The sequence below is a fragment of the Neisseria leonii genome (assembly GCF_028776105.2).
Classification (GTDB): domain Bacteria; phylum Pseudomonadota; class Gammaproteobacteria; order Burkholderiales; family Neisseriaceae; genus Neisseria; species Neisseria leonii.
Genome location: NZ_CP145606.1, coordinates 336,650 through 362,987, shown reverse-complemented (window position 1 = coordinate 362,987; position 26,338 = coordinate 336,650). Strand labels below are relative to the sequence as shown.

At 59.0% G+C, this 26,338-nt stretch carries 24 protein-coding genes; 22 read left to right on the top strand and 2 right to left on the bottom strand.

The window, feature by feature from the left end:
* Positions 1-80: 80 nt before the first annotated feature.
* Complete coding sequence (tadA, locus tag ORY85_RS01810; protein WP_274572384.1) at positions 81-806, top strand: tRNA adenosine(34) deaminase TadA; 726 nt, start codon at positions 81-83, stop codon at positions 804-806.
* Between the two features lie 56 nt (positions 807-862).
* Here the strand turns inward: tadA and ORY85_RS01805 are convergent, their stop codons facing one another.
* A complete protein-coding gene (locus ORY85_RS01805; RefSeq protein WP_338578216.1) occupies positions 863-1,996 on the bottom strand; it encodes a hypothetical protein in 1,134 nt (377 codons plus the stop codon).
* 216 nt (positions 1,997-2,212) lie between these two features.
* Between ORY85_RS01805 and ORY85_RS01800 the strand changes: the two genes are divergently transcribed.
* From ORY85_RS01800 to ORY85_RS01700, 21 genes are all read left to right on the top strand, one after another.
* The gene (locus ORY85_RS01800) at positions 2,213-2,341 is read left to right on the top strand and encodes a hypothetical protein (protein WP_274572460.1); all 129 of its coding nucleotides are present in this window, start codon (positions 2,213-2,215) and stop codon (positions 2,339-2,341) included.
* 6 nt (positions 2,342-2,347) lie between these two features.
* The gene (locus ORY85_RS01795) at positions 2,348-2,791 is read left to right on the top strand and encodes a hypothetical protein (RefSeq protein WP_274572459.1); all 444 of its coding nucleotides are present in this window, start codon (positions 2,348-2,350) and stop codon (positions 2,789-2,791) included.
* Positions 2,784-3,392 (top strand): hypothetical protein, encoded by a 609-nt coding sequence (locus ORY85_RS01790; protein ID WP_274572458.1) that lies wholly within the window; start codon positions 2,784-2,786, stop codon positions 3,390-3,392. Before ORY85_RS01795 ends, ORY85_RS01790 begins: the two co-directional genes overlap by 8 nt.
* Positions 3,389-4,150: a hypothetical protein gene (locus ORY85_RS01785; RefSeq protein WP_274572457.1), complete on the top strand. Its 762-nt coding sequence runs from the start codon at positions 3,389-3,391 to the stop codon at positions 4,148-4,150. Before ORY85_RS01790 ends, ORY85_RS01785 begins: the two co-directional genes overlap by 4 nt.
* Before the next feature lie 7 nt (positions 4,151-4,157).
* Positions 4,158-4,895, top strand: coding sequence for a hypothetical protein (locus ORY85_RS01780; protein WP_274572456.1), 738 nt, complete (start codon positions 4,158-4,160; stop codon positions 4,893-4,895).
* A gap of 99 nt (positions 4,896-4,994) precedes the next feature.
* Positions 4,995-6,977, top strand: a complete 1,983-nt coding sequence (locus ORY85_RS01775; protein ID WP_274572455.1) for a DNA topoisomerase IV subunit B — start codon at positions 4,995-4,997, stop codon at positions 6,975-6,977.
* 311 nt (positions 6,978-7,288) lie between these two features.
* A complete protein-coding gene (locus ORY85_RS01770) occupies positions 7,289-7,597 on the top strand; it encodes a PH domain-containing protein (protein WP_274572454.1) in 309 nt (102 codons plus the stop codon).
* Between the two features lie 231 nt (positions 7,598-7,828).
* Positions 7,829-8,911 carry a glycosyltransferase gene (locus ORY85_RS01765; protein WP_274572453.1) on the top strand — a complete coding sequence of 361 codons (1,083 nt, stop codon included), beginning with the start codon at positions 7,829-7,831 and terminating at the stop codon, positions 8,909-8,911.
* Complete coding sequence (locus ORY85_RS01760; protein WP_274572452.1) at positions 8,908-10,095, top strand: glycosyltransferase; 1,188 nt, start codon at positions 8,908-8,910, stop codon at positions 10,093-10,095. Before ORY85_RS01765 ends, ORY85_RS01760 begins: the two co-directional genes overlap by 4 nt.
* Before the next feature lie 62 nt (positions 10,096-10,157).
* Positions 10,158-10,766: a sugar transferase gene (locus tag ORY85_RS01755; RefSeq protein ID WP_274572451.1), complete on the top strand. Its 609-nt coding sequence runs from the start codon at positions 10,158-10,160 to the stop codon at positions 10,764-10,766.
* Entirely contained in the window at positions 10,763-11,398 is a 636-nt protein-coding gene (locus tag ORY85_RS01750) for an acetyltransferase (protein WP_274572450.1), read from the top strand. Before ORY85_RS01755 ends, ORY85_RS01750 begins: the two co-directional genes overlap by 4 nt.
* On the top strand, positions 11,398-12,576 hold the full coding sequence (locus ORY85_RS01745; RefSeq protein ID WP_274572449.1) for a DegT/DnrJ/EryC1/StrS aminotransferase family protein: 1,179 nt from the start codon (positions 11,398-11,400) through the stop codon (positions 12,574-12,576). The genes ORY85_RS01750 and ORY85_RS01745 overlap by 1 nt, the downstream gene beginning before the upstream one ends.
* Before the next feature lie 79 nt (positions 12,577-12,655).
* Positions 12,656-14,560: a nucleoside-diphosphate sugar epimerase/dehydratase gene (locus tag ORY85_RS01740; RefSeq protein WP_274572448.1), complete on the top strand. Its 1,905-nt coding sequence runs from the start codon at positions 12,656-12,658 to the stop codon at positions 14,558-14,560.
* 103 nt (positions 14,561-14,663) lie between these two features.
* Entirely contained in the window at positions 14,664-17,027 is a 2,364-nt protein-coding gene (locus ORY85_RS01735) for a DNA translocase FtsK (protein ID WP_274572447.1), read from the top strand.
* Positions 17,024-17,236: a hypothetical protein gene (locus tag ORY85_RS01730; protein WP_274572446.1), complete on the top strand. Its 213-nt coding sequence runs from the start codon at positions 17,024-17,026 to the stop codon at positions 17,234-17,236. Before ORY85_RS01735 ends, ORY85_RS01730 begins: the two co-directional genes overlap by 4 nt.
* 16 nt (positions 17,237-17,252) lie before the next feature.
* The gene (gene hemH / locus ORY85_RS01725) at positions 17,253-18,299 is read left to right on the top strand and encodes a ferrochelatase (protein WP_274572445.1); all 1,047 of its coding nucleotides are present in this window, start codon (positions 17,253-17,255) and stop codon (positions 18,297-18,299) included.
* Between the two features lie 153 nt (positions 18,300-18,452).
* Entirely contained in the window at positions 18,453-19,691 is a 1,239-nt protein-coding gene (gene icd / locus ORY85_RS01720) for an NADP-dependent isocitrate dehydrogenase (protein ID WP_274572444.1), read from the top strand.
* Between the two features lie 128 nt (positions 19,692-19,819).
* Positions 19,820-21,202, top strand: a complete 1,383-nt coding sequence (gene mpl / locus ORY85_RS01715; RefSeq protein WP_274572443.1) for a UDP-N-acetylmuramate:L-alanyl-gamma-D-glutamyl-meso-diaminopimelate ligase — start codon at positions 19,820-19,822, stop codon at positions 21,200-21,202.
* Positions 21,203-21,215: 13 nt separating this feature from the next.
* Entirely contained in the window at positions 21,216-22,067 is an 852-nt protein-coding gene (gene lgt, locus ORY85_RS01710; protein ID WP_274572442.1) for a prolipoprotein diacylglyceryl transferase, read from the top strand.
* A gap of 293 nt (positions 22,068-22,360) precedes the next feature.
* A complete protein-coding gene (locus ORY85_RS01705; RefSeq protein WP_274572441.1) occupies positions 22,361-23,491 on the top strand; it encodes a beta-ketoacyl-ACP synthase III in 1,131 nt (376 codons plus the stop codon).
* Positions 23,492-23,614: 123 nt separating this feature from the next.
* Positions 23,615-24,997 (top strand): nucleobase:cation symporter-2 family protein, encoded by a 1,383-nt coding sequence (locus ORY85_RS01700; RefSeq protein WP_274572440.1) that lies wholly within the window; start codon positions 23,615-23,617, stop codon positions 24,995-24,997.
* Between the two features lie 418 nt (positions 24,998-25,415).
* On the opposite strand, the gene argB is transcribed toward ORY85_RS01700, so the two are convergent.
* Positions 25,416-26,303 carry an acetylglutamate kinase gene (gene argB, locus ORY85_RS01695; protein WP_274572439.1) on the bottom strand — a complete coding sequence of 296 codons (888 nt, stop codon included), beginning with the start codon at positions 26,301-26,303 and terminating at the stop codon, positions 25,416-25,418.
* Positions 26,304-26,338: the final 35 nt, after the last annotated feature.

The following is a 26,338-nucleotide window of genomic DNA, read 5'->3' as shown; positions in this document are numbered from 1 at the left end:
CCTCAACAGAATTTTCATGACAAACAGCCGCCGAAGGCTCGGCAACACCGCTATAATAAGCCTTTTTCCCCGCGCCGCCCATGCCCTTCCAAACCACTTTCGCCCCCTCCACGCTGGCTGCCCTGCACCGCATCGGCATCCGCAGCCGCCAAGATTTGCAGGCGGCCGGTGCGGTGCATACTTTTTTACTGCTCAAAGCCTCAGGCTGCACCTTTACCCGCAGCATTCTCTGGCAGCTGGCCGCCGAAACAGACGGCATCACCGCCGACAGCCTGACCCAAGCCGACAAACAGCGGCTGCTGGACGAAGTCCGCCGCCACCCGCCGGTTGCCCTGCCGCCCGGTGATGCCGAAGCCGCCCGCCATATGCGCCACGCGCTCGAACAGGCCGCAGCCGCCGCAACAGCAGGCGAAATTCCGGTGGGTGCCGTTGTGGTGCAAAACGGCCGCATCATCGCCGCCGCACACAATCAATCCATTACCCGCCGCGACATCAGCGCCCATGCCGAAATCCGCGCCCTTGCCGCCGCCGGTGCCGCACTGGGCAACTACCGTCTCGACGGCTGCGACGTGTACATCACGCTCGAACCGTGCGCCATGTGCAGCAGCGCACTGATTCAGGCCCGGGTGCGCCGTGTGATATACGGTGCGGCCGAACCGAGAACCGGCGCGGCCGGCAGCGTCATCAATCTGTTTGCCGAAGGCCGTCTGAACCGCCATACCGCCGTCTTCGGCGGCATCGAAGCCGAAGCCTGCCGCCGCCAATTGCAGGATTTCTTCCAAAACAGACGGCCGGAAAAACGCTGATACACATCTTTTAAATATCCATAAACGTCATGTCGGATTCAAGAATCCGATCTACTCTAACTGCCTTTGAGCGTATTGCCCACACCGATGACTTGGGAGCGGATAACGTTTTCGGCCAGATTGCCGCCGCCGATAATGCCGACCGAACCCAGTTCTTTATCGCGCAAAACATCAAGATTACCTGCCACGATGGCCGAAGCATCTCCCATCGTAAACTGCTCGTCCCGATAGGCATTGTTGATCTGGTTGCCCGATCCGACAATCAGCGCGCCGTTACTGTCGGTAATTTTATTGGCCGCACCGGAAATATGGTTGGCCACGCCGTCCCACTCTTTATCCTTATTGTTAGCAATCACCGTATTGTATGCGCCGACCACCGTGCTGGCCGTTCCCTGCGTACGCACACCGGGAATTCTTCTGCCGAAGATCTCGAAACTGCCCACTTCGGCTTCTCCGGCGGTAATTTTGCTGCCGCTGCCGAAAATGCTGCCCAATACGGCACCGTTATACGATTCGGCTCCGACAGTGGTCGAACCGCGCCGGTTGTTGTACTGCCATTTTCCTTCCGACTGGATTGCCCGTGTATTGGTTACATTGCCGATATGTACGGCATTTTGCGAGGCAACCGCATTGGCACCGATGGCAATACCCGCTGCGGCATTGGGCAGGTCAGGCGACGAGTTGGATACGTTATACGCATTGGCCTTATAGCCGATGGCAATAGCATGTTTGCCCAGATCTGCCGCAGCAGCAGCACTTCCTCTGCCCCTGTCGCCGGCCCGCGCTTCCTCACCGATAGAAATACCGTATTTGCCGTAGGCCTTCGCCGCTTTTCCGGCCGCGACTGCACCCAATGCGCGTGCGCCGCCTTTGGCATCGATGGTGCCTTCGTTGGTCTGTTCGTTGCCCTCTGCCTGATTGACATCGCCGGTATTGACATGGACATAACCGGTACGGTCGGCTTTGGCTTCTACCGCTTGGAGCTGGGCGAGGTTGACGGCATCGGTTGCCTGCTCGCCTGCGGCAAGCCGTCTGATGCGGTTATCGGCATTATCCAGGCCGTCTGCCGATAAAGTGATGCTTTTGGCAGGATCGGTGTGCTTGATTTGAACGCTGTCTACGGTATGCACCACCGCCGCATCAGGCGGTACTGTCTCATCGGCAAACACACTGCCCGAACCGGCCAGCATCAGCAGCAGAGCCGTCAGTTTCAGCTTTGCGGGGGGGCGATGCCGCCCTTGCCGCCCGCGCGGGCGTATTCGGCCACAGCCGTCACGGTGGATTTTATGAAAAACAGATTTCAGGCTTAAAAAAGGCCGTCTGAAAAACGTCCGGCCATGCACGGCAGGCAGGCTGAAACCGCAGAGCAGCCTGAATCTGCGCATCTGCACGATGCAGATTCGGACATGCCGGAACGTCCGGCAGGAACGGCTTCATTGGCGGTCGAACCGCCTTTGAAGCCGCAAGTTGAAGACAACTGCGGCAGCAGTCTCCAAGAACTTCAAAAACGCCTGCACAAGCTGGTCAAACGCTGACTGGGTATGGTGCAGCTGTCAGACTGCTTCCGGTCCCACCAAGGTTTCAGCTACGGCTTCTATGTCGAGTATCCGGCATTTGAAAATATCCGCAAACCGGAAAACGTCTATTTTGTCGTCGATGCACTGCACCCGGAAGCCGGCAATGTCTTTACCTATCTGGCCAAATTGAGCGGCCAGGAAGAATGGCTGTATGACCCGGGAAGCGGTGCGGCCAATCCGATTTTAAGCCTGCCGGCATCATCCAAATTACAGATTGCCTATCAGGATCCCGACAAAATGGATGAATACAGCAATATCGGCATCGGCGACAAATCGAATCTCGTCAGCCGGGTACTGGCATGGCAGACCGATACCCGTTACAGCGAATTCGCCCAAATCATTGACCATATTTTGCAGACTGTCCGCCTGATCAAACAACTCGCACAGGAGAAAGCGCATCATGCTTAAGCTGCCGGACAAACCGCTGACCCCGATGTACCGCCTGTTCCGGTTGGAAGCTGCAACCGTGCAGCTTGCCTTATCGAATTTGGCCTGCGCCCCCAACTCTCCGGAAGAGGCTTCCTATAATGCCTTGGTACTGGGGAAATTTAGCCGGGTATTTGAGTCGATCAGGCAGCTTTCTCCCGAGCAGCTGGCAGAGCTTTCCGCACACTGCGCAGGCTGCGTCCATATCACCATCGATCTCAACGGCCTCCAAAGCTCGGTATCGTCCCTGCAGTATCAGGAAAAACGCTACCGCACACAACTGGCCGATACGGAATGGCTGATACGCCATCAAGCCAGCAACCAGCAGATTTTGTCGCTGTGCAGCCTGATTGACATCGAAGACATCAAACGCCTGCGCCTGGCCCTGTCCATGCCGGTCGGCAAAGGCCGCAAACGTATGCCTGATTTCGGTATCCGTCTCGCCATCGGCACCGACTGGCAGAACATTGCCGCCGATAATGACTTGGAGCGTTACAAAATTCTGCTGCAACATTATCCGGATTTCGAACTCGGCCAGCTCTATACCATAGTCAACGAACAACTGAAAGGAAGCCGCCCATGAATACCATGGCCGCCGTTCACGATTTCCCCATACGGGAAATATGTGCCCCGACTTTATGGAGCGGACAGACACCCCAACACGAACTGGCTGCTTTGACTGCTTTATGGGACGAACCCGTCAGCTATGTCAAACAATATGCAGAAGCCCTCAAAAGCGTCAAATTGGGCTATTTCGTCAGCTATTTTTCACAAAAATGCCTGCCCGGAGAATGGCAGCCGTTGAACGATCACATTATTTGGGAGGATTTGGGACTGTCGGCCAAACAATGGCGTTCCGTCCGTGAAGATTTAATGCAGCGTCAGTTACTGCTGAACCGGAGAACCGTATTCCCTACCGGTTCCCTGTTCACGTTAAACGATTCGCTGCTGGAAAAGCTGATAACGGAACACAGTGATTTGTCGGTTTCTGCGGTAACTGCTCCGCCTATTACCTTAAACCGCCTGCACATCAAAGTATTGAGTTATCTCGGTCTCCCTTTTACGGCTATTTTATGGCTTGCCTTGCTGCAATCGAAATGCCGGCATCAAGCATTATCCGAATGGGGAGATTTTTCCGAGTGGGTTCCTATGCCGACACAAGAGGTATTCGAACACAGCCACTTGAGCCGCCGCGAACAGGACAGTGCCCTGCTTGCCCTGCAGTCATTCGGCTTGGCGGAATCCGGCCGGTATGGGAGTCCGGCCACCCGGCACTGCCGTTACAGCCTGAAACGCTTGGCCGAATTGAGTTCTGCCTATCTCAACAAAACCGTATGGTAATCCGCTTATGGGCGAATCCCTGAACCTGCCCGAACCACAATCCTTCAATGCCGGACTGGCCAAGTGCTGGCAGGCATTACAGGGCGGGCGGACTATTGCCGTTTACCGCTCTCTGGTAGACCTGACCGGCTCCCTGAAAACGGCCGTGATGTTGTCCCAACTGATTTACTGGACACGCGTCGGCACGCATACGGCGGAAAACGGCGGTTGGATCTATAAAACTGCCGCCGAATGGGAAGCCGAAACCGGCCTGACCAAACGCGAACAGGGAACATGCAAAAACAGGCTGTATACACTGAACCTGATCGAAACCAACCGGAATCGGATGGGCGGCAGTTTGGCCTATAAAGTCAATTTGGACGAGTTGGCCCGCGCCGTCGCACGTCAAAACGGTTGGGAAAATGCCGGTACCGGTCTGAATATCCACGAACTGAAAAACCAATCTTCGCCGCTATTGCGTCGGTATTTCAGCCGGCGCATCGCCTACCACCGAGACCTTGTGACACTGACCGGCTGTATCCATACCGCCATTATGTTGTCGTACATGATGCGCGAAGCCGTCAACTATTGCAGCCAATCACAAAACCGGCAGCGTGCGTTCAGCAGCCATACCATTCCCGAATGGCAACGGCTCATTTGCCTTTCCTATAAAAACCAGCGCACCGCTCGAAACAGGTTGAAAGAGGCCGGTTTTCATTATCGAACGGCATTTTATTGCCAGCCGCCGTATTTTTACCCTGATTGACGGAAAACGCAGTTTCGGCACTGTTCAAACCCGCCGCCGCCGCACCGGCCGCCGATTTCTGCTATCATAGGCCGTTTTCAGACGGCCTTGCCTTTTACCATGACCACACCCCGATACAGCGAATCCAGCATCACCGTCCTCAAAGGCTTGGAGCCGGTCAAAGAGCGGCCGGGCATGTATACCCGCACCGACAGCCCCACCCACATCTGTCAGGAAGTCATCGACAATGCCGCCGACGAAGCACTCGGCGGCTTTGCTACGCGGATTGACGTGGAAATCCACGCCGACGGTTCGCTGTCGGTGCGCGACAACGGCCGCGGCATTCCGGTAGGCCTGCACCCGCAGGAAAACGTACCGGTGGTGGAACTGGTGTTTACCCGCTTACACGCGGGCGGAAAATTCAACAAAAAAGACGGCGGCAGCGCGTATGCCTTTTCAGGCGGCCTGCACGGTGTGGGCGTATCGGTAACCAACGCGCTTTCCACCCGTTTGGAAGTAACGGTCAAACGCGAAGGCAGAATCCACCGCATCGCGTTTGCGGGCGGCGATGTGGCCGAACCTTTGAGCGAAACCGGCAAATGCGCGGTGAAAGATTCCGGCACCGAAGTGCGCGTGTGGCCGGACGGCAAATATTTCGAAAGCCCGAATTACAGCATTGCCGAACTGGAACGCCTGCTGCGCGCCAAAGCCGTGCTGCTGCCGGGCGTTACCGTGTCACTCACCCGTCCCGTAAAAGGCCAAGACGCGCCGCAAACACAAACCTGGCATTATCCGAACGGCCTGAAAAGCTATCTGCAGGATTTAATCAGCGAAGCGCAGGAAGCCGTGCCGGTGTTTGCTTCGGAAAACTATATTTCAGACGGCCACGAAGGCGATTTCGCCGCCGGAGAAGGCGCGGCGTTTGCACTCACCTGGCTGGAAGACGGCGCGTGCAGCAGCGAGAGCTATGTCAACCTGATTCCCACCCCGCTGGGCGGCACCCACGAAGCGGGGCTGAAACAGGCCGTGTTCGGCGCGGTCAGCAACTTCATCAACCACCACAACCTTTTGCCGCGCGGCGTGAAAATCCAAAGCGACGACGTATTCACGCGCGTGGCCTTCGTATTGTCCGCCCGCGTGCTCGACCCGCAGTTCCAAGGCCAAACCAAAGACAAACTCACCAACCGCGACGCGCTCAAACTGGTGGCCGCCGTGTCGGGCGACCCAATCGAATTGTGGCTCAACCACAATATCGAAGCGGGCAAAAAAATCGCCGAACTGGCCATCAAACAGGCACAGGCGCGGATGCGTTCGGTGAAGAAGATCGAAAAGAAAAAAGGCAGCGGCGTAGCCGTTTTACCCGGCAAACTCACCGACTGCGAAAGCGAAGACATCCGCGAAAACGAGTTGTTTTTAGTAGAGGGCGACTCGGCCGGCGGTTCGGCCAAACTGGCGCGCGACAAAGCCACCCAAGCCATTCTGCCCCTGCGCGGCAAAGTGTTGAACAGTTTTGAAGTGCACCCCGACCAATTGTTCGGCAACACCGAAATCCACGATATTTCCGTCGCCATCGGCGTCGATCCCCACGGCGTGAACGACAGCCCCGATTTAAGCGGCCTGCGCTACGGCAAAATCGCCATTTTGTCCGATGCCGACGTCGACGGTTCGCATATCCAAGTACTGCTGCTCACCCTGTTCTACCGCCATTTCCCCAAACTGGTTTCAGACGGCCATATTTATGTGGCGCAGCCGCCGCTGTTCCGCGTGGACGTGAATGCGCAGGGCAAAAGCAAACCCGCGCGCAAACTCTACGCACTCGACCAAGGCGAGTTGGACGGCATTTTAGACCGCCTGCACAACGAAGGCCTGTCTGAAAACAAATATTCCATCAGCCGTTTCAAAGGCTTGGGCGAGATGAATCCCGACCAGCTCAAAGACACCACCATGCACCCCGACACCCGCCGCCTGCTGCAAGTGCGGATTCCCGACGGTGCGCTTGAAGAAACCCACGGCATTTTCGTGAAGCTGATGGGCAAAGGCGAAGCCGCCAGCCGCCGCGCCTGGATGGAAGCCGAGGGCGACAAGGCCGAAGTGGATATTTGATTGATACTGTCTGACAGCATTTCAGACGGCCTGAAACCCGCCCGAATCCGTTACGGCACAAAAATTGACGGAGCAACTGCGGTACCGGCATGATTCCGAATCCCCGCTGCCCCGCCTGCCGTACTGCCATTCCCCCGCCCACCGTAGATCGTCCGACACGCCTTATCCTACCAATCCGTGTCGGAACAATGAGCGAAAAAAGCATTTTATGAAAATAATCAGGCAGAGAGAGTAATGCTCTGCCTTTTATATTTCACTAAATATATTTCATTAAATATAAGGAAAATAAAATGATCTTAGAATGAAAACCGATGCTGACTTGGGTATTTCACGAAGAAATTGCTATCCCGGAAGATGTAATGGATTTATTAGTCGACGGTGAAATTGCAGTTAAAGCGTATAAAACTGTGCGAGATAGTGCTATTTTTACTGATCGCCGTTTGATTGTGCGTGATGTGCAAGGATTACGCGGCAAAAAAGTAGAAATTTATTCTTTGCCTTATACCAACATCAATATGTGGTCAACTGAAAATGCAGGCGGTTTTTTAGATTTTACTGCTGAGGTTGAATTATGGACAAGAGCAGGACACATTAAAATTGAATTATTAAAAAGGGATTGATGTCCGCCAATTTGATAAATTGATCGCAAATTGTGTGTTGAAATAATATATTACAAGGTGGGATTTTTAAAAATTTGGCAAAATCCCACCGCTTCGGATACAGAGTATCCGGCCTACATTTCCCCTGCCTCAGCCGAAAAGCCCCCGCCAAAACGGTCGGTCACCCCCTGCCGTTTGTCTGCCGACCCGCGTATAATGGCGGGTTTTTGACGGCGTTTGCGGAAAACCACGATGAAAATCGCCCTGATTACTTCACTCGGCGGCTTGGGCGGCACGGAAACGGCCACCCTACGCCTCGGCCGCCTGCTGGTGCAGCGCGGGCACGATGTGCTTCTGGCCGCTTCGGACGGCCCGTTGCGCGCCGAAGCCGAAACGGCGGGCATCCGTTGGTATCCTGCCGATTTTTACGGCGGCAAAACCGCCTATCTGCGCGGCATTGCGGCTGTGGCAAAAATATTCCGCCGCGAACGGCCGGATATTGTGCACTGCCAGATGGCGCGCGTGGTACCCGGCTGCGTGCTGGCGGCACGTCTCGTCTCGCCGCACAGCCGCGTGTTTTACCATGCGCGCGGCCTGAACGCCGATACTTACCCGAAAATCGTCCCCCTGTTCAAACACTTGGGCGTTTACGCCGTCGGCAACTGCCGCCACGAACAGCACAAATTAATCCGCCACGGCTTCCCCTCTGCGCGCACCGCCTTTACCTACAACGCTCTGCCGCCCCTGTCCGAACCGGTTTTGCCGAAAACCCCGAGCGGTTTCGTGATGCTCGCCACCCTGTCGCGGCTGGATAAAATGCGTGCGGTGGACCGCAGCATCGAACTGTTTGCCCGACTGGTGCGCCAAGGTTTGAACGTGCGGCTGCAAATTGCGGGCACGGGCAGCGAAGAAGCCGCCCTGCGCCGTCTGGCCGGCCGTCTGGGCGTGGCGGACAAAGTCGTTTTTCTCGGCGCGGTACGCGATTTGAACCGCTTTTTCGCCGACACCGATATTCTGCTCAACACCTTGTCCTGTACCGGCGACGAAGGCGCGGGGGTGGGCAACAATATTTTGGAAGCGGGCGTTTTTCAGACGGCCGTGGCCACCTACGATGCCGCCGGTATCGCCGAAATGGTGGAAGACGGCATCACCGGCCGCTGCCTGACGCCGCATGATGACGATGCCTTCGCCGCCGCGCTGGCCGGGCTGGTGTGCGATGCCGATTTACGCGCCCGCTTCGGCCGCGCGCTGAATGCGCGGGTACGGGATTTATGCAGCGACGATGCAGTGTACGAAGCCACGATGGCGGCCTACCGTTTGGGCAGCCGCGCATGAATATGGTCATTGTCGCCCCGTTTTGCTCGCTGCCGGGCGAGGCTTATTTCAACCGTTTTCTCTATCTGGCAGAATATTTAAGCCAAGAACATGAGGTTACGCTGATTACCAGCCGCTTCCGCCACCACGACAAAACCTTCCGCAGCGGCAGCGGCGGCCGGGTAGGCCGTCTGAATATCGAACTGTTGGACGAAACGGGCTACCGGCGCAATGTATCCTTGGCGCGCGTGTTCAGCCACCGCCGCTTTGTCCGCGAACTGGCGCGCGAAGTCGGCCGCTGGCAGGCGGGAGAGGTCGATGTGGTGTATTCCGCCTATCCGCTGATGGCAACCAACCTGCTATTGGGACGGCATAAAGCGCGCGTGGGCTACAAACTGATTATCGATGTGCAGGACGTATGGCCGGAATCGTTTTCCGCCGTTGCCCCCTTCATCAAAAAACTGCCGCCGCGCCTGCTGCCCTTTGCCCGCCGCGCCGATGCGGCCTACCGTGCCGCCGATGCGCTGGCCGCCGTTTCGCACACTTATCTGGCACGGGCGCGCGCCGCCAATCCCGATGTACCCGCGATAACGGCGTATATCGGTGCCGATGGCGGGCGCATCGCACAGATTGCCCCGCACCGCTTCGACACTCCGCGCACACGCCTGTTTTATCTGGGCACACTCAGCCACAGCTACGATTTGGCCACCGTCTGCCGCGCCGTGCAGATGGCGGCAGAGGGCGGTGCGGACATCGAACTGCACATTATCGGCGGCGGCCCGCAGGAAACCGCGCTGCGCCACCGCTTTGCCGGCAGCCGCATTGTGTTTCACGGTATGCTGCCCTATGATGCCGCCATCACCTTGGCCAAGGGCTGCGACATTGCGGTCAATCCGATTCACGGCCACGCCATGCAGAGCATCACCAATAAACTATCCGACTATCTGCTGCTGGGCAAGCCCGTGCTCAACAGCCAAACGGGCGACGAAGTGCGCAACGTCCTTGCCCTGCTGCCGACCGCGCACTACCCTTCGGGCGATGCCGAAGCCTGCGCCGCCGCCATCGGCCGTCTGTGTGAAACCCCTGCGCCCGAGAGCGGCGCACAACACGCCCTGCACCGCCTGTTCGACCGCCGCCTGTCCTATCCGCCGCTGGCCGAATGGATTGTGCGCCAAGGCACAAAAACCGAACCGCCTGCCGGATAAACTTTTTCAAAGGCCGTCTGAAAACACCGCCGCACGTTTTCAGACGGCCTGACGGATACGCCATGCACCATTTTTTCAAACGCCTGACCGATATTGCCGTTTCCGCTACCGCGCTGGTGCTGCTCGCGCCGCTCTTTGCCGTGCTCGCCTGGCAGATACGCCGCCGCCTCGGCGCGCCGGTGCTGTTCCGCCAACTGCGCCCCGGCCTGCACGGCCGCCTGTTCACCCTGTACAAGTTCCGCACCATGCGCGATGAAACCTATGCAGACGGCCGCCCGCTGTCCGATGCCGAACGGCTTACCCCCTTCGGCCGCCGCCTGCGCGCCAGCAGTCTCGACGAGCTGCCCGAACTGTGGAACGTGCTCAAAGGCGATATGAGTCTGGTCGGCCCGCGCCCGCTGCTGCCCGAATACCTGCCGCTCTATTCGCCCGAACAGGCACGCCGCCACCTGATGCGCCCAGGCATCACGGGCTGGGCGCAGGTTAACGGCCGCAACGCACTCTCCTGGCCGCAGAAATTCCGGCTGGACGTATGGTATATTGACCATTTTTCCTACCGGCTGGATCTCAAAATCCTCCTCCTGACAGTCAAAACCGTGTGGCGGCGCGACGGCATCAGTGCCGAAGGCAACGCCACCATGCCGCCGTTTACCGGCAGGGAAACCGAATGAAACTCGCCATCATCGGCAGCGGCGGCCACGCCAAAGCCGTACTCGATGCCGCGCTGGCCGCCGGCTGGCAGGATATTGTCCTGCTCGACGACGCGCCGGACGCACCCGCCAAACTGCTGGGCTTCAACATCGTCGGCACCACCGCCCTGCTCGGCAGCCGCATCGTGCCGCAGGAATACGCCGCCGCCGTGGCCGTAGGCGACAACCGCGCCCGCGCCCGTCTGACCGCGCAGGCCGAAGCGGCCGGTTTCAGCCTGCCCCTGATCCGCCACCCGTCCGCCCAAGTCAGCCGTTTTGCCGACCTGTCGCAGGCGCGGGGAACGGTATTGCTGGCGGGCAGCATTGTCTGCGCCGGAGTCGTTCTCGGGCGCGGCTGCATCGTCAATACCGCCGCCACCGTCGATCACGACTGCCGCATCGGCGACTTCGTCCACATCAGTCCCGGCGCACACCTCGCAGGCAATACGGCCGTCGGCCGTTTTTCGTGGCTGGGCATCGGCAGCACCACGCGCCAAGGCAGCCGCATCGGCACAGGCTGCATCATCGGCGCATCGGCCGCCGTCATCCGCGATATTCCCGACGGCTGCACCGCCGTGGGCGTACCGGCCGAAATCATACGGAGAACCCCCTGATGCTGAACACCCCGCTGGCCCCGTGGCCGAATTTCGGCCGCGACGAAACCGAAGCCGTTTCGCGCGTGCTGCTGTCCAACCGCGTAAATTATTGGACGGGCGAAGAAGGCCGTCTGTTTGAACGGGAATTTGCCGATTATTGCGGCAGCCCTTATGCGGTGGCTCTGGCCAACGGCACATTCGCGCTGGATGCCGCGCTGCACGCGCTGGACGTGGGCGCGGGCGACGAAGTCATCGTGCCCCCGCGCACTTTTCTCGCTTCCGTTTCGTCCGTGGTCATGGCCGGTGCCGCACCCGTGTTTGCCGATGTGGACAAAAACAGCCAGAACCTCACGGCACAAAGCATCGCCGCCGTGCTGACCCCGCGCACCAAAGCCGTGATTGTGGTGCATCTGGGCGGTATGGCTGCCGAAATGGATGAGATTATGGCCTTGTCCGAACAGCACGGCTTTTACGTTATCGAAGACTGCGCCCAGGCCCACGGCGCACGCTATAAAGGCCGCAGCGTGGGCAACATCGGCCACATCGGCGCATGGTCGTTCTGTCAGGACAAAATCCTCACCACCGGCGGCGAAGGCGGCATGATTACGACAGCAAACGAAAACTGGTGGCGAAAAATCTGGGCATACAAAGACCACGGCAAAAGCCACGATGCCGTTTACCGCCGCGAACATCCGCCCGGCTTCCGCTGGCTGCACGAAAGTTTCGGCACCAACGGACGGATGACCGAGATGCAGGCCGCCATCGGCCGCGTCCAACTGCGCAAGCTGGAAGCCTGGTCGCAGGAGCGGCGCAGCAACGCCCGCCTGCTGGCCGACGCACTCGCCCCGTTCGAGGCCGTGCGCCTGCAAACCGTGCCCGAATATATCCGCCATGCGCAATATAAGTTTTACGCTTTTGTGCGCCCGGAAAAACTGGCTGCCGGCTGGAACCGCGACCGCATCATCGCGGAACTGAACGCACTGGGCACGCCCTGCTATCAGGGCAGCTGCTCGGAAGTGTATTGGGAAAAAGCCTTCGACGGCACGCCGTGGCGGCCACCCGCACCCCTACCCGCCGCCCGCAAACTGGGCGAAACCGCACTAATGTTTCTGGTACACCCCGGCATCGGCCGCGACGATATGCTGCGCTGCTGCGCCCATATCCGCACTGTTCTTGCCCGCGCACAGGCCGTCTGAAAACCGCGCCGCACGGTCGCAGCGGCCGCGCGCCTGATTTTTTTCCGTTTTCAGACGGCCTTGATAACCGACACCGACCATGACCCCTGATTTTCTTCTCCGCCTGCCCCGCCCGCTGAAAAAGCTGATTTTCGTCTGCTTGGACGGGGTGCTGATTTTTACCGCCTTCTGGTTCACCGTCAGCCTCAAAGCCGACTATCAGAACGAATGGTTCGACCCCGCCAACTGGAAAGCCCTGGCCGCCACCGCGCTGCCGACCATCGCCGTTTTCGTGCGTACCGGCCTATACCGCGCCGTGATCCGCTACGCCGGCCCGCGCCTGTTTGCCGCCGTACTGTGCGGCAGCGCGGCATCGATGCTGTTTTTCTTTTTCAGTATCCTGTTTTTTGAAGAACAGTTGCGCCTGGCCTTGCCGGTGGTGTTTTTTCTCTTGATGACCGTATCCGTGAGCGCATCGCGCATCGCCGTACGCCTGCTGCTGGCCGATATGCGCAACAGCGGCACACCCGTGATTATCTACGGTGCGGGACAGTCCGGCCGCCAACTGCTCGAAGCGGTCAACCAGCTCAACGAATACCGTGCCGCCGCCTTTGTTGATGACAACGCCCAACTGTGGGGGACCACGGTGCACGATGTGGCGGTTTACCCGCCCGAGGCAGTCGGCCGTCTGATTGCACGTTTCCAAATCAGAAAAATCCTGCTGGCGATTCCCAGCGCCGACGGTGCCACGCGCAGGGAAATTCTCGAAAAACTCGCGCCCCACAGCTGCGAAGTGCTGTCGATTCCCGGTATGCTCGATTTGATGGAAGGGCGCGCCGATATTGCCGCCCTGAAAAAAATCGCCCCCGAAGACCTGCTCGGCCGCGCACCCGTTGCCCCGCAGGAAAACCTGATGCGGCAGGACATCAGCGGCAAAACCGTGATGGTTACCGGCGCTGGCGGCTCCATCGGTGCGGAACTGTGCCGCCAGATTATCGCGCGCCGTCCGGCACGGCTGCTGCTTTTTGAACTGTCGGAATTTGCACTCTACACCATCGATCAGGAACTGCGCCGCCATCAGACGGAACACGGCGGCCAAACCGAAATCCTGCCCTTTCTCGGCTCGGTACAGCAGCGCGGCCGCCTGCTCGACCTGATGCGCACCTTCCGCGTGGATACGGTTTACCACGCCGCCGCCTACAAACATGTGCCGATGGTGGAAATGAACACCGTCGAGGGCGTACGCAACAATCTGTTCGGCACGCTCTTTTGCGCACAGGCCGCACAGGCGGCGGGCGTTGCGCGCTTTGTCCTGATTTCCACCGACAAAGCCGTCCGCCCCACCAACGTTATGGGCGCGAGCAAGCGCATGGCCGAACTGGTCTTACAGGCGATGGCGGCCGAAGCACAGCAGCCGACCTGTTTTTCCATGGTGCGCTTCGGCAATGTATTGGGTTCTTCCGGTTCCGTCGTCCCCGCATTCGAGCAGCAGATTGCCGCCGGCGGCCCCGTTACCCTGACCCACCCCGACATCACACGCTATTTCATGACAATTCCCGAAGCGGCACAGCTGGTGATTCAGGCCGGCGCGATGGCCAAAGGCGGCGACGTCTTCGTACTCGATATGGGCGCATCGGTCAAAATCATGGATTTAGCCAAACAGATGATCCGGCTCAGCGGCCTGCGCGTCAAAGACGAAACCTGCCCCGACGGCGACATCGAAATCCGCATCAGCGGCCTGCGTCCCGGCGAAAAACTCTATGAAGAGCTGCTCATCGGCGATGCGGCCGAACCTACCGGCCACCCGCGCATTCTGACCGCAGATGAAACCATGCTGCCGTGGCCGCAGCTTGCCCGCCTGCTTGAAGACATCGATGCGGCCTGCAAACGCGGCGATCCGCCCGCCCTGCGCCGCCTGCTGGCCGAAGCCCCCACCGGCTTTGTGCCGAACGGCCCGCCGTGCGACCTGCTCCACCGCCCACAGCCGCCGTCTAATCCTGTATAATCGACCATTCGGCCGCTCCGTATCCCGCGCGCCTTTTTCCGATTCAATGCCGTCTGAAAACACACTTATCCGCCGTTTCAGACGGCCTGTTCCGATTGTTTTTATGGCCAGCAAACCCGACAACCGCAAATCCAAAGCCGCCCGAGCGGCCAAACCTGCCGCCAAGCCCGCGCGCAACCTGCCCGACCCGGCCGCCCGCAAACGTTCCGAGCATCTGGCCAACCTGATTCACGACACCTTCTGGCTGTCCGGCCTGATGCTCACACTCTACGCCGCCGCTTCCCTGTTCAGTTTCCGCATGAACGATCCGGCCTGGTCGCGCAGCGTACCCGCCACAGCCGAAGTCATGAATCTGGGCGGCCTGTTCGGTGCGTATTTTTCCGATGTGCTGTATTACCTTTGGGGCTTTTCGGCATGGTGGATGGTGGCGGCCGCCGCCGTTTTCCTCATCAAAAGTTTCCGCCTGCTGCAAAGCGACGGGGAAAAACCGTACAGCGGCCCCATGGCGGCCTGCGGCCTGCTGTTGCTGCTCGCTTTCAGCCCGATTCTGGAATTTGCCCTCTTCGGCGGGCGTTTGGCAGACAAATTGCCGGCAGGTGCGGGCGGGCTGATGGGCAGCCTGCCGGGCAGCGAACTGATCCGCCTGCTGGGCGGCAGCGGCAGCCTGCTGATACTGTCGGCCGCCGTTCTGCTTTCGCTCTCGCTGATTGCGCAGGTTTCCCTGCTGGATTTGGCCGGAAAACTCGGCCGCGGCACCGGCCGCGCCGTCGGCCGTCTGAACCGCTCCGCCCGCCGCCGAACGGCCGAGGCCGCCGACAATAAAACCACCCGCCGCATGGTGCGCGAAGCGAAAAACATTGCCGCCGAGCCGGTGCAGAGCATTGAAGGCACGCGCACCAACCGTAAAACCGTCGCGCTCAATGTTGCCCCGCCTGCCCCCGTTCAGACGGCCTTGTTCGACGAACAGGGTCAGGCCGCACCGCCGCCCGCCCAAGGCGAATACGTCCTGCCCGCGCTGGGTCTGCTCGCCCTGCCCAAAGGCGAAGTGCCGCCGCCCGACCCGGAAAAACTCCAACAGACGGCGGAAAAAATCGAAGCCAAGCTGGCCGAATTCAATATCGAAGCACAAGTTGTCTGCGCCACTTCCGGCCCCGTGATTACCCGCTTCGAAATCGAACCGGCCCAAGGCGTGAAAGGTGCCCAGATTGTCGCCCTGGCCAAAGATTTGGCACGCGCGATGAGCGTGCAGTCGGTGCGCGTCATCGAAACCATCACCGGAAAATCGACCATGGGCATCGAGCTGCCCAACGAACGCCGTCAGGAAGTGACCCTGCGCGAAATCCTCGCCTCCCCCGTCTTTACCGGAGCAGACGCCAAGCTGACTGTGGCCTTGGGTAAAGACATTTCCGGCCTGCCCGTTGTCGGCGATTTGGCCAAAATGCCGCACCTTCTGGTAGCCGGTATGACCGGATCGGGAAAATCGGTGGGCGTCAACGGCATGATTATGTCGATACTCTTCAAAACCACGCCCGAGGAAGTCCGCCTGATTATGATTGACCCGAAAATGCTCGAATTGAGCATTTACGACGGCATTCCGCATCTGCTCTGCCCCGTGGTAACCGATATGTCTCAGGCCGGTCAGGCACTCAACTGGTGTGTGGCCGAAATGGAAAAACGCTACCGCCTGCTGTCTCATACCGGAGTACGCAATCTGGACGGCTACAACGAAAAAGTGCGGCAGGCCAAAGCGGAAGGCAAACCGCTGATGAACCCGTTCAGCCTCAACCCAGACGACCCCGAACCGCTGGACACCCTGCCGAAGATTGTCGTGGTCATCGACGAATTGGCCGATTTGATGATGACCGACCGCAAATCGGTGGAAACACAAATCGCCCGGCTGGCGCAAAAAGCGCGTGCCGCCGGCATCCACCTGATTATCGCCACCCAACGCCCCAGCGTGGATGTGATTACCGGCCTGATTAAAGCGAATATCCCCACCCGCATGGCCTTTACCGTGCAAAGCAAAATCGACAGCCGCACCATTTTGGACCAGATGGGTGCGGAAGACCTGCTCAAATACGGTGATCTGCTGTTTCTGCAACCGGGCAACGCCGAACCGATCCGGCTGCAAGGTGCCTTTGTCGCCGACCATGAAGTGCAGGAAGTAGTAGCACACCTCAAACGGCAGGCACCGGCGCACTATATCGACGGACTGCTCACCGGCGAAGCAGCGGCCGAAACCGTCAATGCCGTCAATCCGAATGCCCATTCCGACGAATTGTTCGATCAGGCCGCCGCATTCGTCACAGAAAGCCGGAAAACGTCGATTTCCTCGCTGCAACGCCATCTGCGCATCGGCTACAACCGCGCCGCCAACCTGATGGAAGCCTTGGAACAGGCCGGTGTGGTTTCCGCTGCCGATGTGGGCGGCGGCCGCAAAATTCTGGCGCAAAAGGATTCGGTTTGACCAAGCAGCAGACAACAGGCCGTCTGATAGTGTTGTTATCTGCCGCATTGTCCGCCTGCTCGCCGTCCGTCCCGACTGCCGCAAACGGTACGCCTTCCGCTTCGGAAGCCGAAGCGGAAATCGAAGCCACGCCGTATCGCGACAGCAGCAGTTTTCTTCCGCCGCCGGAAGCCGCCGAATCGGATCACACAGGCAACGTTGCCCGTTAAATTTCAGGAATCTGTTATGCCGAATTTCCGCCCCGAACCGCCCGTCGCCTACGATGCGCAAAACCGCACCGCCGTTTTGCTGATGAATCTGGGCACACCCGCCGCACCCGCTGCCCGAGCCGTACGCCCCTATCTGAAAGACTTTCTCTCCGACCCGCGCGTGGTCGAACTGCCCCGCCTGTTGTGGCAGCCGCTGCTGCGCGGTCTGATTCTGCCCTTCCGTGCCAGACAGAGTGCGCACGGCTACCGCAAAATCTGGCTCCCGTCCGGCTCGCCGCTGGCGGTCTATACCGAAAAAATCGCCGCCGCCCTCGCCCGCAACCTGCCCGGAATCACCGTACGCCACGCCATGACCTACGGCACGCCCGCCGTTTGCGATGTGCTGGCCGATCTGAAAAAACAAGGCGTTACCCGCCTGATGGTACTGCCGCTGTATCCGCAATATGCCGCTTCCAGCAGTGCGGCCGCCTTGGACAAAGTGTTCGCCGAGCTGCAAAAACAGCGCAATATGATGGCCGTACGCACGATGCGCGGTTTTGCCGGCCATGCGGGCTACATCGAATCGCTGCGCCGCTTAATCAGCGATTACTGGCAGGCCAACGGCCGCGGCCAAAAACTGCTGATGAGTTTCCACGGCATTCCCGAAGCGCAATACCGCCAAGGCGACCCCTATCCTGACGAATGCCGCCGTACCGCCGCGCTCTTGGCCGCCGCCCTAGGTCTGCACGAAAACGATTACCTGGTCGCGTTCCAAAGCCAGTTCGGCCGCGCCAAGTGGGTAGGCCCGAGCACGCAAACCCTGCTGGCCGCGCTGCCCGCCCGAGGCGTGGAAAAACTCGATGTCGTCTGCCCGGCCTTTGTGGCCGACTGCCTGGAAACGGCAGAAGAAATCGCACTGGCCGGGCGCGAACAGTTCCATGCCGCAGGCGGCACGCAGTTTCACTATATCCCCTGCCTGAACGACCGTGCCGACTGGATCGCCGCGCTCACGGATATAGTGCGCGCCGAACTGGGCAACTGGCTGCCCGAGGCCGGATCCCGTTCCGGGAGGCCGTCTGAATAAACCCTCCGCAGCCTGTACGCCCGACGGTTTTTCAGACGGCCTTCCGCCTGCCGCCTCTGGCGTATTGACTCAAAATCGCGCATAATGCGAAACGCTTTTACGGCATCTGCCGTCTGCACCACAAAAAAACGACCAACCGTCAAGGAGACACTCATGAGTCATATCCAAGTACCGGCCGAAGGCCAAAAAATCATTCCCGGCCAAGCGGTGCCCAACAATCCGATTATCCCGTTCATCGAAGGCGACGGCATCGGCGTGGACATCACGCCCGTCATGATCGACGTTATCGATGCGGCCGTGGCCAAAGCCTACGGCGGCGAGAAAAAAATCGTTTGGATGGAAGTGTACGCCGGCGAGAAAGCCACCCGCATCTACGGCGACAACGTCTGGCTGCCGGAAGAGACGCTGGAAGCGCTCAAAGAATACTCTGTCTCCATCAAAGGCCCGATGACCACCCCCGTCGGCGGCGGCATCCGCTCGCTCAACGTGGCACTGCGCCAAGAACTCGACCTCTACCAGTGCGTACGCCCTGTGCGCTACTTCAACGGCGTTCCCTCGCCGCTGAAAGACCCGAGCAAAACCGATATGGTCATCTTCCGCGAAAACACCGAAGACATCTACGCCGGCATCGAATGGCACGGCGAGAGCGCGGATGCCAAGAAGGTGATCGATTTCCTGCAAAACGAAATGGGCGTGAAAAAAATCCGCTTCCCCGAATCGTCCAGCATCGGCATCAAACCCGTTTCCAAAGAAGGCACTACCCGCTTGGTGCGCGCCGCCATCCAATACGCCATCGACAACGACAAGCCCAGCGTTACCTTGGTACACAAAGGCAACATCATGAAGTTTACCGAGGGCGGCTTCCGCGACTGGGGCTACGAGCTGGCACAAAAAGAATTCGGTGCCGAGCCGATTGACGGCGGCCCGTGGTGCGCATTCAAAAACCCGAAAACCGGCAAAGAAATCATCGTCAAAGACGTCATCGCCGATGCCTTCCTGCAACAAATCCTGCTGCGTCCGGCCGAATACAGCGTAATTGCCACCCTGAACCTCAACGGCGACTACATCTCCGACGCACTGGCCGCACAGGTCGGCGGCATCGGCATCGCACCGGGTGCCAACATTTCCGACCGATACGCCGTTTTCGAAGCCACCCACGGCACTGCGCCGAAATACGCCGGCCAAGACAAAGTGAACCCCGGTTCGCTGATTCTGTCGGCCGAAATGATGCTGCGCCATCTGGGCTGGGTTGAAGCCGCCGATCTGGTGATTTCCTCCATGGAAAAAGCCATCGGCGACAAACAGGTAACCTACGACTTTGCCCGCCTGATGGACGGTGCCGACGAAATCTCCTGCTCCGCCTTCGGCAAAGCCATGATCGAGCGCATGTAATCCGCGCCCGACACAGAGGCCGTGTGAAAACCGCAGCACGCGTTTTCAGACGGCCTTTTTTCCGTCCGTATATCGCGCAGACAGCGAATTGTCTATAATAACCGCTTTTTGCACCCCTCCTAACCAAGATGAAACACATCCACATCATCGGCATCGGCGGCACTTTTATGGGCGGCCTGGCCGCCATCGCCCGGGAAGCCGGATTCCGCGTAACCGGCTGCGATGCCAAAATGTACCCGCCGATGAGTACCCAGCTCGAGACTTTGGGCATAGACGTATACGAAGGTTTCGATGCCGGGCAGTTGGCACAGTTTCCCGCCGATGTTTACGTCATCGGAAATGTGGCCAAACGCGGCATGGAAGTGGTTGAGGCGGTGATGAACCGGGGTCTGCCCTATGTTTCCGGCCCGCAATGGCTGGCGGAAAATGTGTTGCAGGGCCGCTGGGTGCTGGGCGTGGCCGGTACGCACGGCAAAACCACCACCGCTTCGATGCTGGCCTGGGTGCTGGAATACGCCGGTTTGGCACCGGGTTTTCTGATCGGCGGCGTACCGCAGAATTTCAGCGTTTCCGCCCGCCTGCCGCAGACACCGCGCCAAGACGCGCATTCACAGTCGCCGTTTTTTGTCATCGAGGCCGACGAATACGATACGGCGTTTTTCGACAAACGCTCCAAATTCGTCCATTACCGCCCGCGCACCGCAATTCTGAACAATCTCGAATTCGACCATGCCGATATTTTCGCCGATTTGGCCGCCATTCAAACCCAGTTCCACCACCTCGTGCGCACCGTGCCTTCAGACGGCCTCATCGTCGCCAACGGCACGGAAGCCGCCCTCGCCGACACACTGGCCAAAGGCTGTTGGACACCGGTAGAAACTTTCGGCAGCGAAGCGCGCTGGCAGGTCGGCGGCGTAGATCACGACGGTTCGTTCGATGTGCTGCTGGACGGCGAAACCGTCGGCCGCATTGCCTGGGATTTGACGGGTGCGCACAACCGCCTGAACGCACTGGCCGTCATTGCCGCCGCCCGCCATGCCGGTGTCGCCGTTCAGACGGCCTGCGAAGCCTTGGGCGCGTTTAAAAACGTGAAACGGCGCATGGAAATCAAAGGCTGCGTCAGAAACATCACGGTCTACGACGATTTCGCCCACCACCCCACCGCCATAGCCGCCACGCTGGGCGGTTTGCGCCAGAAAATCGGCAGCGCGCGCATTCTGGCCGTTTTCGAGCCGCGTTCCAACACGATGAAACTCGGCGCGGTCAAAGCCGCCCTGCCCGACAGTCTGCGCGCGGCCGATCTGGTATTCTGTTACAGCGGCGGCGTGGATTGGGATACGGCGGCCGCACTCGCCCCGCTGGGGGAGAAAACCTGCACAGACCGCGATTTCGATGCCTTTACCGCACGGATTGCCGCCGCCGCACAGCCCGGCGACCATATTCTGATCATGAGCAACGGCGGTTTTAACGGTATCCACGACAAACTGCTCGCCGCGCTGGAACGAACCTAATCGAGGAAACACCATGCTGATCCACCCGCAATTCGACCCCGTCGCCCTTTCGCTCGGCCCCTTGGCCATACGCTGGTATGCGTTAAGCTATCTGGCGGGCTTCGCCCTCTTTATCCTGCTCGGCCGCCGTCTGATTGCGCGCGGCAACAGCGTTTTCACCCGGGAAATGCTCGACGATTTTCTCACATGGGGCATTTTGGGCGTGATTCTCGGCGGCCGTCTGGGCTTTGTCCTGTTCTACCAGCCCGCCTACTATCTGGCCAACCCGCTGGACATCGTCAAAGTCTGGGAGGGCGGCATGTCGTTCCACGGCGGCTTTTTGGGCGTATTGGCCGCCGCGTGGCTGTTTGCACGCAAACACGGCCTGCGCTTTTTACAGGTGAGCGACTTTATCGCCCCGCTGGTGCCGCTCGGTCTGGCCTGCGGCCGTCTGGGCAACTTTATCAACGGCGAACTGTGGGGACGGCTGACCGACCCGGCCAAATTCTGGGCGATGGGTTTCCCTCAGGCGCAACAGGCTGATGCCGCGCTGGCCGCCGCCAATCCGCAGGCCGCCGCATGGCTGGCGCAATACGGCAGCCTGCCGCGCCACCCGTCCCAGCTGTATCAATTTGCCTTGGAAGGCCTGCTGCTGTTTGTGCTGGTATGGCTGTTTGCCCGCAAACCGCGTCCTACCGGCCAAATTTCCGCCCTGTTTCTGGCGGGCTACGGCGTCTTCCGCTTTATCGCCGAATACTTCCGCCAGCCCGACGACTACCTCGGCCTGCTCACGCTCGGCCTGTCGATGGGACAATGGCTGAGCCTGCCGATGGTGGTACTGGGGGCGGTAGGATTGATCTACTTCGGGCGCAAACCGACAGTCTGATTCTGTCCCTTTTTGCTGCCAACCCGCATATCGGATTCAAGCCCCCCCAACAACCCGGCTATGGTCGGATACAAGTATCCGACCTACATTCCCCGTTTCAGACGGCATCACGGCATGGCTGCCGATCGGGTTTCCCGCCCAATAACCGCTTATGCCCGATGCGGGTATCCGCCTTTTTCCCTCACAGGCCGTCTGAAACCTGACGGCTCTGCCGTTTCATGACATTTTTTTGACGACGGTATCCAAAAGCGTTATTCTGCCGCCCTATCGTTTCCCATTCCAAAGGAGCCGCCATGCCGCAATTTGATGTGGTGCTCAGCGCCACCGGTCTCTACACCCCGCCCCACAGCATCAGCAACGATGAACTGGTGGCCGCATTCAATACCTATGTTTCCCGCCACAACGAAGCACACCAAGCCGAAATCGCCGCCGGAACACGCGAGCCGCTGGCCGAATCGAGCAGCGCGTTTATCGAAAAAGCCTCCGGCATCAAAAGCCGCTATGTGATTGATAAAGACGGCATTCTCAACCCCGATGTCATGCACCCCGTTTTTGCCCCGCGCAGCAATGACGAGCTGTCGCTGCAAGCCGAAATCGGGGTTAAAGCGGCAGAAGATGCCTTAGCCCGCGCCGGTTTGTCCGGCAGCGACATCGACTTGGTGATTGTCGCCAATTCCAATATGCAGCGCGCCTATCCGGCCATGGCGGTGGAAATTCAGGCCGCCCTCGGTGCGAAAGGGTTCGCCTACGATATGAATGTGGCCTGCTCTTCGGCCACATTCGCCATTCAGAACGCCGCCCATGCCGTTGCCGCCGGTTCTGCCGCCCGCGCGCTGATTGTCAATGCCGAAATCTGTTCGGCACACCTGAACTTCCGCGACCGCGACAGCCATTTCATCTTCGGCGACGCGGCCGCCGCCATCATCATCGAGCGAGAGGAGCTGGCCGAACCCGGCTTGGGCTTCCGTATCCGAAGCTGCAGACTCTACACCGAGTTTTCCAACAATATCCGCAACAATGCGGGCTTTCTCAACCGCTGCGAAGCGGGCAACGACCCGCTGGCCGCCGACAAACTGTTTGTCCAGAACGGACGCAAAGTGTTCAAAGAAGTCTGCCCTGCCGTGGGCGAACACATTGCCGCACATCTGGCGGCCGAAAGCATCGCGCCCGAAAGCGTGAAACGCTTCTGGCTGCATCAGGCCAACACCGCCATGAACGAATTAATCGCCCGCCGCATTCTCGGCCGCGATGCCCGCCCCGATGAGGCGCCGATTATTCTCGACCGCTACGCCAACACCAGCTCGGCCGGTTCCGTGATTGCACTGCATCTGCACAGCGGCGGCCTGGCTGCGGGCGACACCGGCGTTTTGTCCAGCTTCGGCGCGGGCTATTCCATCGGTTCGGTGGTTCTGCAAAAACGCTGATCCGCCGTCATCAAGGCCGTCTGAAAACCGGAACACGGGTTTTCAGACGGCCTTTGCGTTCAATCATGCAAACAAACGGGAAACGCGCTACAATCCGCGCTTTTTTCACAGAAAGCCCGCATCATGTCTGCACCGCACCGCCAATCTCCCGATCTGGTTTACCGTTTGGAAGACAAACCGCCGTTTGCCAACGCCCTTTTGAGTGCCGTTACCCATCTTTTGGCCATTTTCGTGCCGATGATTACGCCCGCGCTGATTGTCGGCGGCGCGCTGAACCTGCCGCCGGAAATGACGGCTTATCTGGTGTCGATGGCGATGGTTGCTTCCGGCATCGGCACTTATCTGCAAGTGAACCGCTTCGGGCCGGTCGGTTCGGGTATGCTGTCGATTCAGTCGGTCAATTTTTCGTTTGTCGGCGTGATGATTTCGCTGGGCTTGGGCATGAAGGAACAGGGCTTGGACGAACACGCCATGCTTTCCGCCCTGCTCGGCGTGGCGTTTGTCGGCGCGTTTCTGGTAGCGGGTTCCGCCTGGCTTTTGCCGTATTTGAAAAAAGTGATTACGCCCACCGTCAGCGGCGTGGTCGTGATGATGATCGGCCTGAGCTTAATCAGCGTGGCGATTACCGAATTCGGCGGCGGCTATGCGGCCATGGGCAACGACACTTTCGGCGCATGGCAGAATATCGCGCTGGCGGCGTTTGTGCTGGCCGTCGTGCTGTTTTTCAACAGCCTGAAAAACCCGCTTTTGCGCATGAGCGGCATCGCCGTGGGCATGATTGCGGGCTATGTTGTCGCGCTGTTTTTGGGCATGGTGGATTTTTCCGTATTAAACGATTTGCCCCTGATTACCGTGCCCGTGCCGTTCAAATACGGTTTCGATTTCCAATTGATTCCGTTTTTGGTCGCCGGTCTGGTATATCTGTTGAGCATTTTTGAAGCGGTGGGCGACCTGACGGCTACGGCGATGGTGTCGGGCGAGGATTACGAGGGCGACGGTTTCCAAAAACGCCTGCGCGGCGGCGTATTTGCCGACGGCTTGGTATCGGTGATTGCCACCGCACTGGGTTCGCTGCCTTTAACCACGTTCGCGCAAAACAACGGCGTGATTCAGATGACCGGCGTGGCCTCGCGCCATGTGGGCAAATATATTGCCGCCATTTTGGTGTTGCTGGGGCTGTTTCCCGTGATCGGCCGCGCGTTTACCACCATTCCCAGCCCCGTTATCGGCGGCACGATGGTGCTGATGTTCGGCCTGATTGCCGTGGCCGGCGTGCGCATCATCATGACCAACGGCATCAACCGCCGCGAAGCCGTGATTGCCGCCACCTCTATCGGTTTGGGCTTGGGCGTGAGCTTCAAACCCGAAGTGTTCGCCCTGCTGCCGCTCAAAGAGCTGTTCCAAAACCCCATCTGCATGGGCGGTACCGCCGCGCTGCTGATGAACCTGATCATGCCGCACGACAACAGCGGAAAAGTGCGCCTGACCGGCGATTTGGAACACTGATTCAGGCCGTCTGAAAGCCCTGTTTTCCCAACCGGAAAACAGGGCTTTTGTATGCGGCCAAGAAAAAATGTCGGATACAAGTATCCGACCTACCTTGGTTTTCAGACGGCCTCAATAGGAAATCCGCACCTGCCCGGCAAAGGATTTCCAGCCGTAGGTCGGATTCTTGAATCCGACAAACTGCCAAAGCACACTGCCGACACGCGAACGAAATGTAAAAATGTCCCGGCCCACCTTAGTTTTCAGACAGCCTCAATCGAAAACCCGCGCCCGTCCGACAAAAGATTTCCAACCGTAGGTCGGATTCCCGAATCCGACAAACCGCAAAATCCTACTGTCCAACACGCGGACGAGCCGTAAATAAAAATGTCGGATACCAAGTATCCGACCTACGCGGGCAAGTTTTCAGACGGCCTCCTCAACCCGGCAAAATCATCGAGCCGACACCTTTATCGGTAAAGATTTCCAGGAGCAGCGCGTTTAATTCGCGGCCGTCGAGAATATGCACGGCCTTCACGCCGTTGGCCGCCGCCTCTACGGCCGAACTGATTTTCGGCAGCATACCGCCGTACAGCGTGCCGTCGGCCACCAGCGCGTCGATATCGGCAGGCGTGAGATTGGTCAGCAGTCTGCCCTCTTTGTCCATCACACCGCTGATGTTGGTCATCATAATCAGCTTTTCCGCCTGCAACTCTTCGGCCAGCCTGCCCGCCACCAAATCGGCATTGATGTTGAACGCCTCGCCCTGACGTCCGACACCGATCGGTGCGACAACGGGGATATAGCCGCCTTCCACCATACCCTTAATCAGCGAAATATCCATGCCCTCAATCACGCCGACTTGGCCGATGTCCACGCCGTTACGTTCGGGCGTATTGATAAACAGCTTTTTGGCACGGATAAAATGATTGTCGCGGCCGGTGATGCCCACCGCTTTCGCGCCGTGCAGATTCAGCAGCGAGACGATTTCTTTGTTCACGCTGCCGCCGAGCACCATTTCCACGATACCCATGGTTTCTTCGTCCGTTACCCGCATGCCCTGCACGAACACGCCCTCTTTGCCCACTTTTTCCAGCATCCGGTTAATCTGCGGGCCGCCACCGTGCACAATCACCGGATGGATGCCCACCAGTTTCAGCAACGTAACATCTTTGGCAAAACCCTCTTTCAGATGCGGCTCGGTCATGGCATTGCCGCCGTATTTAATCACAAACGTGCTGCCGGAAAAGCGGCGGATATACGGCAGTGCCTCGGCCAGAATCTGCGCCTTGTCGGCGGCGGTAATGCGGTTTTGCGTATCGCTCATAGCTCTCTCCCAAAACGGCCATTATGCCACAACCG

Excerpts from the sequence above, each read along its gene's own strand:
- icd (WP_274572444.1), top strand. The coding sequence starts at position 18,453 with ATGAGTCATATCCAAGTACCGGCCGAAGGCCAAAAAATCATTCCCGGC.
- lgt (WP_274572442.1), top strand. The coding sequence starts at position 21,216 with ATGCTGATCCACCCGCAATTCGACCCCGTCGCCCTTTCGCTCGGCCCC.
- ORY85_RS01765 (WP_274572453.1), top strand. The coding sequence starts at position 7,829 with ATGAAAATCGCCCTGATTACTTCACTCGGCGGCTTGGGCGGCACGGAA.
- ORY85_RS01790 (WP_274572458.1), top strand. The coding sequence starts at position 2,784 with ATGCTTAAGCTGCCGGACAAACCGCTGACCCCGATGTACCGCCTGTTC.
- ORY85_RS01705 (WP_274572441.1), top strand. The coding sequence starts at position 22,361 with ATGCCGCAATTTGATGTGGTGCTCAGCGCCACCGGTCTCTACACCCCG.
- ORY85_RS01785 (WP_274572457.1), top strand. The coding sequence starts at position 3,389 with ATGAATACCATGGCCGCCGTTCACGATTTCCCCATACGGGAAATATGT.
- mpl (WP_274572443.1), top strand. The coding sequence starts at position 19,820 with ATGAAACACATCCACATCATCGGCATCGGCGGCACTTTTATGGGCGGC.
- argB (WP_274572439.1), bottom strand. The coding sequence starts at position 26,303 with ATGAGCGATACGCAAAACCGCATTACCGCCGCCGACAAGGCGCAGATT.
- ORY85_RS01755 (WP_274572451.1), top strand. The coding sequence starts at position 10,158 with ATGCACCATTTTTTCAAACGCCTGACCGATATTGCCGTTTCCGCTACC.
- hemH (WP_274572445.1), top strand. The coding sequence starts at position 17,253 with ATGCCGAATTTCCGCCCCGAACCGCCCGTCGCCTACGATGCGCAAAAC.
- ORY85_RS01795 (WP_274572459.1), top strand. The coding sequence starts at position 2,348 with ATGGTGCAGCTGTCAGACTGCTTCCGGTCCCACCAAGGTTTCAGCTAC.
- ORY85_RS01780 (WP_274572456.1), top strand. The coding sequence starts at position 4,158 with ATGGGCGAATCCCTGAACCTGCCCGAACCACAATCCTTCAATGCCGGA.
- ORY85_RS01775 (WP_274572455.1), top strand. The coding sequence starts at position 4,995 with ATGACCACACCCCGATACAGCGAATCCAGCATCACCGTCCTCAAAGGC.
- ORY85_RS01745 (WP_274572449.1), top strand. The coding sequence starts at position 11,398 with ATGCTGAACACCCCGCTGGCCCCGTGGCCGAATTTCGGCCGCGACGAA.
- ORY85_RS01800 (WP_274572460.1), top strand. The coding sequence starts at position 2,213 with ATGCCGGAACGTCCGGCAGGAACGGCTTCATTGGCGGTCGAACCGCCT.
- ORY85_RS01740 (WP_274572448.1), top strand. The coding sequence starts at position 12,656 with ATGACCCCTGATTTTCTTCTCCGCCTGCCCCGCCCGCTGAAAAAGCTG.
- tadA (WP_274572384.1), top strand. The coding sequence starts at position 81 with ATGCCCTTCCAAACCACTTTCGCCCCCTCCACGCTGGCTGCCCTGCAC.
- ORY85_RS01700 (WP_274572440.1), top strand. The coding sequence starts at position 23,615 with ATGTCTGCACCGCACCGCCAATCTCCCGATCTGGTTTACCGTTTGGAA.
- ORY85_RS01735 (WP_274572447.1), top strand. The coding sequence starts at position 14,664 with ATGGCCAGCAAACCCGACAACCGCAAATCCAAAGCCGCCCGAGCGGCC.
- ORY85_RS01760 (WP_274572452.1), top strand. The coding sequence starts at position 8,908 with ATGAATATGGTCATTGTCGCCCCGTTTTGCTCGCTGCCGGGCGAGGCT.
- ORY85_RS01770 (WP_274572454.1), top strand. The coding sequence starts at position 7,289 with ATGCTGACTTGGGTATTTCACGAAGAAATTGCTATCCCGGAAGATGTA.
- ORY85_RS01805 (WP_338578216.1), bottom strand. The coding sequence starts at position 1,996 with ATGCTGGCCGGTTCGGGCAGTGTGTTTGCCGATGAGACAGTACCGCCT.
- ORY85_RS01750 (WP_274572450.1), top strand. The coding sequence starts at position 10,763 with ATGAAACTCGCCATCATCGGCAGCGGCGGCCACGCCAAAGCCGTACTC.